This is a genomic window from Amycolatopsis sp. A1MSW2902, assembly GCF_017312175.1.
Classification (GTDB): Bacteria; Actinomycetota; Actinomycetes; order Mycobacteriales; family Pseudonocardiaceae; genus Amycolatopsis; species Amycolatopsis nivea.
Genome location: NZ_QJPO01000001.1, coordinates 2,484,198 through 2,496,002, shown reverse-complemented (window position 1 = coordinate 2,496,002; position 11,805 = coordinate 2,484,198). Strand labels below are relative to the sequence as shown.

The 11,805-nt window shown below is 71.4% G+C and carries 9 protein-coding genes; 4 read left to right on the top strand and 5 right to left on the bottom strand.

Going from position 1 to position 11,805, the window contains the following annotated elements:
* Positions 1-8: 8 nt before the first annotated feature.
* The 4 genes from DMP23_RS11330 to DMP23_RS11315 form a co-directional block, all read right to left on the bottom strand.
* Positions 9-2,660 (bottom strand): ABC transporter permease, encoded by a 2,652-nt coding sequence (locus DMP23_RS11330; RefSeq protein WP_337820995.1) that lies wholly within the window; start codon positions 2,658-2,660, stop codon positions 9-11.
* 79 nt (positions 2,661-2,739) lie between these two features.
* Complete coding sequence (locus tag DMP23_RS11325) at positions 2,740-3,534, bottom strand: crotonase/enoyl-CoA hydratase family protein (RefSeq protein WP_337820994.1); 795 nt, start codon at positions 3,532-3,534, stop codon at positions 2,740-2,742.
* Positions 3,524-3,943 (bottom strand): Zn-ribbon domain-containing OB-fold protein, encoded by a 420-nt coding sequence (locus DMP23_RS11320; protein ID WP_063697733.1) that lies wholly within the window; start codon positions 3,941-3,943, stop codon positions 3,524-3,526. Before DMP23_RS11320 ends, DMP23_RS11325 begins: the two co-directional genes overlap by 11 nt.
* Positions 3,940-5,124 (bottom strand): thiolase family protein, encoded by a 1,185-nt coding sequence (locus DMP23_RS11315; RefSeq protein ID WP_043835779.1) that lies wholly within the window; start codon positions 5,122-5,124, stop codon positions 3,940-3,942. The genes DMP23_RS11320 and DMP23_RS11315 overlap by 4 nt, the downstream gene beginning before the upstream one ends.
* 218 nt (positions 5,125-5,342) lie before the next feature.
* Here DMP23_RS11315 and DMP23_RS11310 point away from each other — a divergent pair, with 218 nt between their 5' ends.
* The 4 genes from DMP23_RS11310 (at position 5,343) to DMP23_RS11295 (ending at position 11,333) form a co-directional block, all read left to right on the top strand.
* On the top strand, positions 5,343-6,404 hold the full coding sequence (locus tag DMP23_RS11310; RefSeq protein WP_134667708.1) for an acyl-CoA dehydrogenase family protein: 1,062 nt from the start codon (positions 5,343-5,345) through the stop codon (positions 6,402-6,404).
* Positions 6,405-6,406: 2 nt separating this feature from the next.
* Complete coding sequence (locus DMP23_RS11305) at positions 6,407-7,588, top strand: acyl-CoA dehydrogenase family protein (protein ID WP_337820993.1); 1,182 nt, start codon at positions 6,407-6,409, stop codon at positions 7,586-7,588.
* 21 nt (positions 7,589-7,609) lie between these two features.
* Positions 7,610-9,985 (top strand): CaiB/BaiF CoA-transferase family protein, encoded by a 2,376-nt coding sequence (locus DMP23_RS11300; protein WP_337820992.1) that lies wholly within the window; start codon positions 7,610-7,612, stop codon positions 9,983-9,985.
* 421 nt (positions 9,986-10,406) lie between these two features.
* Positions 10,407-11,333: a LysR family transcriptional regulator gene (locus tag DMP23_RS11295; protein ID WP_043835726.1), complete on the top strand. Its 927-nt coding sequence runs from the start codon at positions 10,407-10,409 to the stop codon at positions 11,331-11,333.
* Between the two features lie 25 nt (positions 11,334-11,358).
* Here the strand turns inward: DMP23_RS11295 and DMP23_RS11290 are convergent, their stop codons facing one another.
* Positions 11,359-11,787 (bottom strand): MarR family winged helix-turn-helix transcriptional regulator, encoded by a 429-nt coding sequence (locus tag DMP23_RS11290; RefSeq protein WP_037812335.1) that lies wholly within the window; start codon positions 11,785-11,787, stop codon positions 11,359-11,361.
* Positions 11,788-11,805: the final 18 nt, after the last annotated feature.

The window sequence follows — 11,805 nt, the reverse complement described above, 5'->3', positions numbered from 1 at the left end:
GGACAGCATCAGGCAGTGTCACGCAACACCTCCGAAGGCAGTGCCCGCGCAGCCGCGCGTTGGGCCGCATAAGTAACGACAAGCGCGACGACCACCGCCGCGAGCAGCAATTGCCCACCCGGTCCCCACGGCACTGGGATCACGGTGCCGGGCGGCGTCGCCGGATCGAGGTCGTAACCCTCGTAAGTCACCGAGACCGCGACGGCCGCGAACCCGACGCCCAAAGCGAATCCGGCCGCCAGCAACCCGCCGACTTCGTACGCAAGCGCTCGCCAATGCGCGCCCGAGGTGATGCCCATCCGTCGCAAGAGGACATACGCTCCGCGGCGCGCGCGAGCCCGGGCGTTGAGATACAGCAACAGTCCAACTAGGACTACCACACCGACCAAAGCGGACACTGCGGTCAAGAACGCGAAGGTGTAAGTGACTCCGCCGTACACGCCGTGCGCGGTGACGTCGGTCGCGCGGCTCACCGTCCCGGCCGGAACCCCGGCTTTGCCCAGTTCCGGCAACACTTGCGCCGGATCGCCGCGCGCCCACAGCTCGCGGTGCACGCTCTCTCCGGCGAACTTGGCGAGAATGTCCTTGCGCAGCAACAATTCCGGGAACCCAGCGCTCTTCCCGGGCAGCTGCGCCACCGTGATGACGCGCAACGGCAGGTCTTTGCCGCCGATGCTCAGCGTCGCCTGCGCGGGTGCGTCCGGGACCCCGGCGATGATGCCGACCGCATTGTCGCCGGCCAGTTCGTCCAGCAGCTCCGGCAGGGTCGGCCCGCTGAGGTGGTCGTCCCAGAACGCGGCTGAGCCGAACGTCGCCGGGTCGACGCCGAGCACGTTCACCGTCTTGCTGCCCAGGTACGCCGAGTCGTAGCGGTCGACCAGCGCGGCTTGCCCGGCGAGGCCGGGCGGGATCGCGGCGGGGCCGGTCAGATGCACCACGACGTCCGAGCCGACCACGAGCTGTCCCTCGTCGGCGAGCGTGCGCTGGACGGAACTGGTGACGGTGGTGGCGAAAATCGACAGCGCCACCGGTACCGCGGTTGCCCCGACCAGCACGGCTGCCGCTGCGGGGGCCGAAGCCAGCCGTCGCCAGGCCAGGAACGCCACCGCGCGTTCCCGCCGCACCGCTCGCACGCGCGGCAGGGTCAGCCGCACGACCCGGGTCACCAGCATCGCCAGGCCCAGCACCAGCAGCAACGGCACGACGATCAGCCGCGGCGGGATCCGCGCGACCGAGCCCGCCTGGCCGAGCCCGGTCTGCGTGCCGTCGCCGAGCGCGAAGTAGCAGACCACGGCGGCGACCAGCGGGAGGATTTCCCACGGCAGATGCCGGATCCGCGACGTGCGCGCGTCGAACATCGCCCGCGTGCGCAAGACGACCGACCCGGCGATCCCGGCGAGCGTCGCCAGGAACGCCACCGCCGCGCCGCCGATCGAAAAGCCGAGCGCGGACGACGTCACCAGCGGGCTCGGCCCCAGCGCGCTCACCAGCCCGCGCGCGGCGAACCAGCCGCCGACCGTGCCGAGCAGCGCGATGGAACCCAGCTCCAGCAACGCTTTCCCAGCCAGCGCACCCGGCCCCGCCCCGCGCGCGGACAGCACCGCCAGCTCGGCCCGGCGGCGTTCGACCCAGAACGACCCGACCGTCGCCGAAATGACCAGCCCGGTGAGCGACCCGGCGACGCCGATCGGCACGACCGTCGCGGCGAGCGAGGATTCGACCTGGTCCGCGCGGTCCGCGATGCCGCCCAGCGACGACGTGAACTGCATCCGGCCGCGCTGCGCGAACAGTTCGGGAGTGTTTTCGGTGCGCTCGCGCACCCGTTCCAGCCCGGCGATCGTGTCCGGCGCGTTCGCGGTGGTCAGCCCGTTCTGGTCGACCGAGGCTTCGAGCATGCTGCCGACGCCCGAATCGGCCGGGGTCAGCCCGAACAGCGCGTCCCGCGACACGAACCCCACCGGGAAGACCGGAGCCTCGCTCAGCGGATTCGGCCGGTACAGCGGCTGCAGATGACACCAGAACGGCTGGTCGGGCAGCTCGCGCAGGTCCTGGTACACCGCGGCGACCGGCATCGTCGCCACCGGCGCTCCCGGCGGCACCCCGGTCCGCGGGCTCCAGCCGCCCTGGATCGCCACCTGGTCGCCCGCGTGCAGCCCGCGCGCCCGCGCGAACTGGCTCGGCAGCCAGATCCCCTGGCCCTTGCCGCCCTCCAGCACCTGCAGGTGCGCGGCGAAATCGTCCTGGGCGACCAGCCACATCGCGGACTGCTCGGGGTTCGGCGAGCCCGGCCGGACCGGGTTGACCTTCGCGCTGCTGGTCAGCGTCGACCGCACCCCGGACAGCCGCGGCACCTCGCGAGCCGCGTCCCGGGCGACGGCGAGCCGGGCGTCGTCGAGCGCCTTCCCGGTCGGTCCGGTCGCGCCCGGGTACGGCTGGGACATCGGCAGCCCGCCGGACCACTCCGCGCCGACCGCCCACTGGCACGCCCGGCTCATCTGGTCGTGCAGCGTCGCGTTCCCGGCCGACGACAGGAACAACGCCACTACCGCCGCGGGCAACGCGACGAGCACCGCCGCCGCGATCGCCGCCACGACGACCGCTGGTTGCCGCCACCCCGTTTTCGGCGCCCGCGTCCACGGCGTCGCCCCCCACCCGCGCATCTGCCGAGTCTGCCACGATCTCGACCCCGGCGGGTGCCGGTCGATGCGCACAGAGCGGGTTTTCCCGGGTACAGAACGCTTACTTCGCCTGCCAGACCGGCGCGCGCTTCTCGACGAACGCCATCGTCCCCTCGCGGACGTCCTCGCTCGTCATGACCCCGACGGCGTTCTCCCGAGTGTTGTCCCAGTCGCTGTCGTCGGCCGCGATCGCACCGTCCACAATGCCCAGTGCGACGCGTTTGCTGGCCTGCACCGCGAGCGGCGCGTTCGCGGCGATCTTCTCCGCCAGCGCCAGCGCCTCGGTCAGCACCTCGGCGTCCGGGACGACGTGGTTCACCAGCCCCAGCGCCGCCGCGCGGGCGGCGTCCAGGGGTTCGCCGGTGAACATCATCTCCATCGCGATCTTCTGCGGGATCTGCCGCGGCAGCCGGAACACCCCGCCCGCCGCCGCGAACAGGCCGCGTTTCACCTCGGGCAGCCCGAATTTCGCCGATTCGGCCGCCACCACCAGGTCGCTGGCCAGCGCGAGTTCGGTGCCGCCGCCGAGGGCGAATCCGTTCACCGCGGCGATCGTCGGCTTGGAAATCGGGTGCCGCACGTAGCCGGCGAAGCCCCATTCCTCGTGCCCGGGCGCGGCGAGCGATTCGCCCCGCGACACGGCTTTCAGGTCGGCGCCGGCGCAGAACGCGCGCTCCCCCGCGCCGGTCAGCACGACGACGCGCGTTTCCGGGTCCTGTTCGGCCCGGTCCAGCGCGGTGCCGACGAGTTCGCTCAGCTCGGCGTTGACCGCGTTCATCGCGTGCGGCCGGTTGAGCGTGACGACCAGGACGTGTCCGCGCTGTTCGACAAGCGCGGCCGGGGCGTCAGCGGGCATGACCGTCCTCCTCCGCCGGCGCGAAGACCGGCACCTTCTCGTGGTCAGATTCGGGACCGGAGGGCACGAACACTGCCCGCACCGGCAGCTGCCAGAGGTCCGCGTCCGGGTCGGCGTCGAGCCGGCACCACCACCACGGTCCCTCGGCCAGCTCCACGATGCCGACGACCACGCGCTCCGGCTCGCCGCCGTCGCGCGCCCGCTTGTGCACCACCGACCACGACACCACCGTGCCGGTTCCGGCGGCGGCCGTCCACTCCAGATCGTCGTCGGGGTCCGGGACCGTGCGCGGGTCCAGGTACTCGCCGGTACCGCGCCGCCGCAGCAGCCGGAACTCGCCGACCGCAGTGCCGTCGAAGAACGCCGCGGACTCCTCGTCGCGGGCGACTGGGTTGATCCGCACTGTCATGCCTCCGTTCCGAGCACGAGCGTGCTGTGGTGGTCCAGAATGCCGCCGTTGCCCGAAACCAGCACGGTGTCGTGTTTCGGCACCTGACGTTCGCCGCCCTGGCCGCGGGCCTGGATGATCGCCTCGGACAGCGGCGTCATGCCCCAGAGGTAGTAGGACGACAGCTGGCCGCCGCCGGTGTTGACCGCGAGCTTGCCGTCCGGGCCGAGCATGCCCGGCGTCGCGACGAACTCGCCGCCTTCGCCCTTGCCGCAGAACCCGTAGTCCTCGAGGGTGAGCAGAGCGGTGAAGGTGTAGCAGTCGTAGATTTCGGCGACGTCGATGTCCTCGATGGTCACTCCGGCCATCTCCATCGCCGCCGGACCGGACTGGGCCGCACCGCTCACGAGACCGAGATTGTCGTTGCGGCGGAAGGAATTGCCCGGGTGCGCCTGTCCCCAGCCGAGCACCTGCACCGCGGGCTGGGCGAGTTCTTTCGCCCGCTCGGCCGACGTCACGATCACCGCCGCGCCGCCGTTCGACACCAGGCAGCAGTCCAGCAGGTGGAACGGCTCCGCGATGAACCGCGACGCTTGATGGTCCGCCAGGGTGATCGGATCCCGCAGCTGTGCCAGCGGGTTCTTCGCCGCCCACGCGCGCTGCGCGACCGCGATCGCGCCGAGCTGTTCGCTCGTGGTGCCGTAAGTCTTCATGTGCCGTCGCGCGGCGAGGGCGTAGAACGAGTTCGGCCCGGCGAAACCGCTGGAGCCCAGCAGGCTTCCCCAGCCGGTCGGGGTCGTGCGCCGTCCGCCGTAGGCCGCGCCGGTCGCTTTGCCCTCCTTGAGCGGCGCGTCGGCGAAGACGCAGGCCACGGTGTCGGCCATGCCCGCTTCGACGGCCATCGCGGCATACTGCACCATCGCACCCGCCGTCGAGCCGAACGCCTGCATCTGGGTGAACAGGCGCAGGTCGCGCAGTCCCAAGTCGACTTGCAGGCTGAGGTCCACGCCGGGCGTCGTGCCGGCGGACACCAGCAGCCCGTCGATGTCGGACAGCCCGATCCCGGCGTCCGCGGCTGCCCGCCGGACGGCCTGCGCGGCGAACTGCCGCGCGCTCGGACCGTAGACTTTGCCCAGCTCAGTGAGCCCGAGACCGGCGATTGCCGCCCTCCGGCGCGCCGGGGTCTCCCGCCTGCTCGTCATCATCGCACTCCGTTCCCGACCGGTGGTCGCACCTCCACGTTCGCATCCCGCTGACGCGGCGTAAACGACCGGTCGGGACACCGGCAGATGTGCGCCCGCGACACGTGCGCCGATGTCGCTCCCGGAAACCTGCCGGTGTCGGAATCCGTGATGTACATCGCGGATTTCCGCGCCCAGCATGGGAATCGAGACCCGACGACGGGAAAGGCGGTCCGGCGATGGCGATCAGCGCCGCGGAAACCGAACAGCTGCGAGAGGCGGTGCGCGACCTGCTCGCGGACCGCTGCACGGAGTCCGACGTACGCCGCGTGATGGCGAGCGACTCCGGTTACGACCCGCAGCTGTGGAAACAACTGGCCGAACTGGGATTGCCCGGCCTGCTGATCGCGACGGAATACGGCGGAGTCGGCCTGGGCGCGGAAGAACTCGAAGCGGTGTCGGAGGAAATCGGGGCGGCGCTGCTGCCGTCGCCGTTCCTGTCCAGCGCGGTGCTGACGTCGACGCTCATCGACGCCGCCGGGTCCGAAGAGGACAAACAACGTCTGTTGCCCGCGCTGGCCGACGGGTCTTCAATCGGGACCGTCGCCGTCAGCGCCGCTTGGACGCCCGAAAGCGTTGCAGTGCAAGCAAATGGAACTCTCATCGGGACCACGCCCTATGTGACCTTCGGCCAGGTTGCCGACGTCATTCTCGTGGTGGCTCGCACCGGCGACGACATCGGCATCTTCGAGGTCGCACCCGACGCGTCGGGTTTCACTCGTACCGCGGAGTCGGTATTCGACCCGACCGTGCGGCTGTCCCAGTTCACCTTCGCTGATACACCAGCGCGACGAATTGGTACCGCAGGCTGGGAAGCCGTGCAGAAAGCCTTGGACGTCAGCGTGATCGCACTCGCCGGAGAACAAGCGGGCGGTGCCCGGCAGATTTTCGAAACGACCGTCGACTACCTCAACACCCGCGTCCAGTTCGGCCGCGCGATCGGCAGTTTCCAGGCGATGAAGCACCTCGCCGCGGACCGGCTCCTGGACGTCGAGTCCGCGACGTCGGCCGCCCGGCACGCCGCGGCCGACGGCAGCCCGGGCGCGATCGCGCTCGCCGGGTTCGCCTGCGCGGAAGCGTACGAAACCGTTGCCCTGTCGGCGATCCAGATGCACGGCGGGATCGGCTTCACCTGGGAACACCCGGCGCACCTGTACCTGCGCCGCGCCCGCTCCGGCGCACAGCTGTTCGGCGGCTCGCGGCTGCACCGGGAGCGCTACCTCGTCTCGAAGGGGGCCTGACCATGATCACCATCGATCAACTCCGCGAAGAAGTCCGCGCGTGGCTCGCCGCCGAATGGACCGGGCTCGCCCCGGCCGAGGATCGCTGGAGCACCACCCCGGAACGCATTGCGTGGCTGGAGAAGGTCGTCGCCGCCGGGTACGCCGTGCCGACCTGGCCGGTCGAATGGTCCGGCCGCGCCTACCCGGCCGAACTGGCCGACGTGATCGCGGCGGAGTTCGACGCCGTCGACGCGCCCGGCGCCCGCCAGGACAAATACAGCATCCCGGCCAACACCGTCCTCGCGTTCGGCACCGAGAAACTCAAGCACGACCTGCTGCACGACGTCCTCACCGAACGCTCCCGGACCTGCCTGTTCTACAGCGAACCCGGCGCGGGCTCAGACCTCGCCGGCGTGCGCACCACCGCGGTCCGCGACGGCGACCGCTGGATCGTCAACGGCCAGAAAGTCTGGACGTCCGGCGCGAAAACCGCGGACTACGCGCTGCTGATCGCGCGCACCGACTGGGACGCCCCGAAGCACAAGGGCCTCAGCTACTTCGTCGTGCCGATGCACCAGCCCGGCGTCGACATCCGGCCGCTGGTGCAGATCACCGGCGAGTCCCACTTCAACGAGGTCTTCCTGACCGACGTCGAAATCCCGGCGGACTACCTGGTCGGCGCAGAGGGCAAGGGCTGGCGCGTGCTGCAGACCGCGCTGGCGTACGAACGCTCGATCATGGGCGACGGCGCGCGGGCCTCGCGACACGGATCGATCGCCGACGACCTCGTCGAACTGGCGCGGGAACGCGGCCGCCTCGCCGACCCGGTCATCCGCGACAACCTTGCCACCGTGCTCGCGTTGCGCGAACTCAACGCGCTGAACAACGCCCGGGCGAAAGCCGCCGCCGAACAGGGCACGTCGAGTTCGGTGATGTCGCTGGGAAAGCTCGCGATGTCCGGCATCCTGCACGCCGAAGGGCGGCTGCGCACCGACATCGCCGGTCCGGAAACGCTGCTCGCCGGGGACGAGAACCCGGTCGCCGACGACGTGAACTTCCTGGCGCTCAACGCGTTTTTCACGTCCATCGGCGGGGGCACCGACCAGATCCAGCGCACGATCATCGCCGAACGCGTCCTCGGGCTTCCCAAGGAACCCGAGATCGACCGCGACCTGCCCTTCCGCGCCGTCCGCCGCAGCTGAGCCCCGAGGAGGCTGGTTCCCTTGCCCGACACCTACGACCCGCCGCTGTCCGGGGTCCGCGTGCTCGATCTGTCGTCCGGCCCGATGACCGCGGCCGCACGGCTGCTGGCCGATCTCGGCGCGCGCGTCACCCGGGTCGTCCTGCCCGGCGTCACCGACGAACGCACCACCGGACCGGTCGTCGACGGCGTCGCGATCGGCACCGCGATCGACCGGCACGGCTTCGCCCACGCCACCGCCGAACCCGGCTCGCACGGCTGGGAACAGCTGCTGGCCGACGCCGACCTGCTGATCGAGACCACTCCGCCCGGTTCGCCCGCCGAAGAACGGCTCGACGTCCCCGGCCTGCGCACCCGGCATCCCGCGCTGGTCGTCCTGTCGATCAGCGACTTCGGCCGCGCCACGACCCGGCGGCACTGGCAGGCCACCACGCCGGTGTTCCACGCGCTGACCGGCCAACTCTCCCGGTCCGGCATCCCCGGCCGCGCGCCGCTGCTGCCGCCCGGCGAACTCCCGTACCACGTCGCCGCCGCGCAAGCCGCGTTCCAGGCAGTGAGCCTGTACCTGGACCGGCTGCGCACCGGACGCGGCGACCGCATCGATTTCGCCGTCCTCGAAGGGGCGATGCAGGCGCTGGACCCGGCGTTCGGCATGGTCGGCAGCGCGGCCGCCGGGGTGCCGTTGAGCGACCTCCCGCGCGGACGCACCGAAGAACGCCACCGGTACCCGATTTTCCCGTGCCAGGACGGGTACATCCGGATCTGCCTGCTGTCGCGGCGGCAGTGGCGCGGGATGTTCGAGTGGATGGGCAGCCCGGCCGAATTCGCCGATCCGAAGTACGACCAGGTGCGCGAACGCTACGCGTCGCCGAATCTGCTGCCCGCGATCGGCCGCTTCTTCGCCGATCAGACCCGCGCCGCGCTGGAGTGCGAGGGCCAGCGCCACGGCGTGCCGACCGCTGCGGTGCTCACGCTCGCCGAAGCCCTGCACACCGACCAGCTCGCCGCACGCGGGTTCTTCCGCGACACCGAACTGTCCCCCGGACTCGTCGCGCCGGTGCCGGCCGGAATCACCGAGATCGACGGCCACCGCGCCGTCGCCGGCCCCGACACCGGCGCACGCGTCACCGCCGCGCCGATCCTCGCTGGCCGCTCGCGGCGCGGCGAAGGACGTCCGCTGGAGGGAATCCGGGTCCTGGACCTCGGCGTGATCGTGGTCGGCGGCGACACCGGACGGCTCTTCGGCGACCTCGGCGCGGACGTCATCAAAATCGAGAACTCGGCTTTCCCGGACGGTTCCCGTGCCGCCCTGCCCGGCCTGATGTCGCACGGTTTCGCCGCCGGGCACCGCAACAAACGCGCCATCGGCGTCAACCTGCGCGACCCGGAAGGGCAAGCGCTGGTGCGGCGATTGGTCGCGCAGTCGGACGTCGTGCTGACCAACTTCAAACCCGGCGTCATCACTTCGCTCGGGCTCGACCGGGCCGCGCTGGCCGAGGTGAACCCGGGCATCGTCGTCGTGGACAGCTCCGCCTTCGGCCCGACCGGCCCGTGGGCCGCCCGGCTCGGCTACGGCCCGCTGGTGCGTGCCGCGACCGGACTCACCAGCGAGTGGATCTATCCGGGCGAACCGGGCACGTTCAGTGACGCCGTCACGGTCTATCCGGACCACGTGTGCGCCCGGATCGGTGCATTGGCCGCGCTGGCGCTGCTCGTCCGGCGCGAACGCGACGGCGAGGGCGGGTCGGTGAGCGTCGCGCAATCCGAGGTGATGCTGAGCCACTTCGCGGACCGGATCGCCGCCGAAGACCTGGCCCGCCGGGGACACCACCTGACCGAACCGGCCCACGACGCGCCGTGGGGCGTGTTCCCGACCGCCGGTGACGACGACTGGCTCGCCGTCACGGTACGGAACGACGCGGATTGGGGCGCGTTGTGCTCGGTGCTGGACCGCCCTGACCTGGCAGCCGACCCCGGTCTGGCCACCCGCTCCGGCCGCGCCGCTTCCCGGACCCGGATCGACGCGGCGGTGACCGAGTGGACGGAACGGCATTCCCCGTTCGAGGCGATGGATCTGCTGCAGGACGCCGGGGTTCCGGCCGGGGCGATGCTGCGGGCGGGTGATCTGCCGGAGTGGGAGCAGTACCGGGAGCGGCGGGTGTTCCGGGAGGAGTTGCATCCGTGCGCGGAGGAGCCGTACGTGCTGGAGAATGTGCAGATCCATGCCGCGCATGTCGCTGACCCGCCGACGGGGCAGGCGCCGTTGCTGGGCGAGCAGACGTTCGAGATCGCGGCGGAGTTGCTGGGGTTGGGGGTCGCGGAGACGGCTGGGCTGGTCGCTCGGGGGGTGTTGGAGGCGCCTGAGGAGCAGGGCGGGCGGGCTGCTCGCGCCGGGTGATTTCCGGCGGGGCGAGCTTCGAGGCGAACGTTTGCTTCCCGCGAAGCCGCATCCGACGCCTCGCCGATGCTGCCGCCCGAGGATGCGGCGGGGCCGAGTGCCCGCCTGGCAGTCCGCCGCCCCAGGCCCGACGGAGCCAAGCGAAAGCACCCCGCCACGCCACAATCCGCCCGGCCGCTCGGCGAACCCGCCCCAGCCCCTCGCCGAGTGGCCAGGCACCCCAGAATCCAGCGGCCCGAACGAAGCCGCCCCGCCTGTCCACCCCAGCAACCCGCCAAGCCCGCCTGGCCGCCCCGCGAAGCCACTCCCGCCAACCCGCTAACCCGGCCCAGCCACCCCGGGAACCCGCCCGGCGCCCCGCCGAACTTCGCTCCCCGCCGTATGATCGCCGCAACCCGCTCGCCTCGCTGGACATTGGACGATGGAGATCGATTTCACCCGGCTGAAGTACTTCGTCGCGGTCGCCGACGAACTGCACTTCAAGCGCGCGGCGGACCGGCTGCGGATCACCCCTCCGCCGCTCAGCAAGCAGATCAAGCTGCTCGAACGCGAGCTCGGCGGGCCGCTGTTCGAGCGGCACTACCACGAGGTCCGGCTCACCCCGCTCGGCCAGGCGCTGCTCGGCCCGGCGCGGGCGATCCTGCGCCAGGTCGACGACCTGAAGGACATCGCGGCCGGAGTTCTCGAGGACGGCACGCCGATCCGGGTCGGGGCCACCGCGTACGCGCCGTCGGATCTGCTCGAGGACCTGGAAACCGCGGTCGGCGGGCTGGCCGCTCCGGCGACGTTCGAGGTCGCCGGTTCCGCCGCCGAGGTCACCGCGAAGCTCGTGTCCGGGCATCTGGAGCTCGGGCTGATCCACCTGTCGGTCGAGGATCAGCGGCTGCGCGCCCGCACCGTCGCGGAGTACCAGGGCGCGATCGCGGTCCGCGCGGACGATCCGCTCGCCTGCCGAGACCTCGTGCACATCGAGGAACTGCGCGACCGCGAGGTGGTCATCGACTTCGCCAGGCCGAACCCGGTCATCCTCGCCGCGCTGACCAGGAGACTCGCCAAACGCGGCGTCCGGAACATCGTGCGCGCGGTCAGCGGGCGCGGCGGCGAGCTCGAAATGGCCGCGCAGGTGTTCAACCGGCGGCTGGTCGCGCTCGTGTCCTACGCGCCGGCGTCGTTCATCGGCCGGATGTTCTCGCCGCCGGAGTTCAAGCTGGTCCGGATCGACGAGGACGGCTGGGAACCGAGCAGGCTCGCGCTCGCCTGGGCCGCCGACCGCGCCGCCGGGCCGCCCCGTCCGGCCGACCTCGCCGAGGCCCTTTCCGCGAAACTGGGCCCGATCCGCAGAGGCTGAGCCAGGTCCGTCCGCAGTGGACCGGTCAGGACTCGACGAACCTGCTCAGCAACCGCCCGAACTCGGCCACGTCGCGGCTCGGCCAGTCGCGCAGCCGCTCTTCGAGCCGGTTCCGTTGCGCCGCACGGGTAATCGCCAGCGCGCGATGCCCGGCTTCGGTCAGCTCGAGCCGCTGCCTGCGCGAATGCCGCGGGTCCGGGCTGCGCACCAGCAGCCCGGCGGTCTCCAGTTCCGCCAGCTGCCTGCTGACCGTCGAGGGGTCGAGCCCGTACTCCTGGGCGAGATCCGCCGCGTGCGCGCAGTCCGCGAGGTCGATCGAGGACAGCATCGTGTACTGCACGAACCCGAGCCCCTCGTACAGTTCGTTCGAGCGCACCCGCGACCCGCGGGAAAACAGGATCATCGCGCGGTGGATAGCGTCCAGGGCATCGCCGTCGCGGTCTTCTCCCGGCATGTCCCCGCATGCTAGAGA

Coding starts and splice junctions, on each gene's coding strand:
- DMP23_RS11305 (WP_337820993.1), top strand. CDS start 6,407: ATGATCACCATCGATCAACTCCGCGAAGAAGTCCGCGCGTGGCTCGCC.
- DMP23_RS11325 (WP_337820994.1), bottom strand. CDS start 3,534: ATGCCCGCTGACGCCCCGGCCGCGCTTGTCGAACAGCGCGGACACGTC.
- DMP23_RS11290 (WP_037812335.1), bottom strand. CDS start 11,787: ATGCCGGGAGAAGACCGCGACGGCGATGCCCTGGACGCTATCCACCGC.
- DMP23_RS11295 (WP_043835726.1), top strand. CDS start 10,407: ATGGAGATCGATTTCACCCGGCTGAAGTACTTCGTCGCGGTCGCCGAC.
- DMP23_RS11330 (WP_337820995.1), bottom strand. CDS start 2,660: ATGCGCGGGTGGGGGGCGACGCCGTGGACGCGGGCGCCGAAAACGGGG.
- DMP23_RS11320 (WP_063697733.1), bottom strand. CDS start 3,943: ATGACAGTGCGGATCAACCCAGTCGCCCGCGACGAGGAGTCCGCGGCG.
- DMP23_RS11315 (WP_043835779.1), bottom strand. CDS start 5,124: ATGACGAGCAGGCGGGAGACCCCGGCGCGCCGGAGGGCGGCAATCGCC.
- DMP23_RS11310 (WP_134667708.1), top strand. CDS start 5,343: ATGGCGATCAGCGCCGCGGAAACCGAACAGCTGCGAGAGGCGGTGCGC.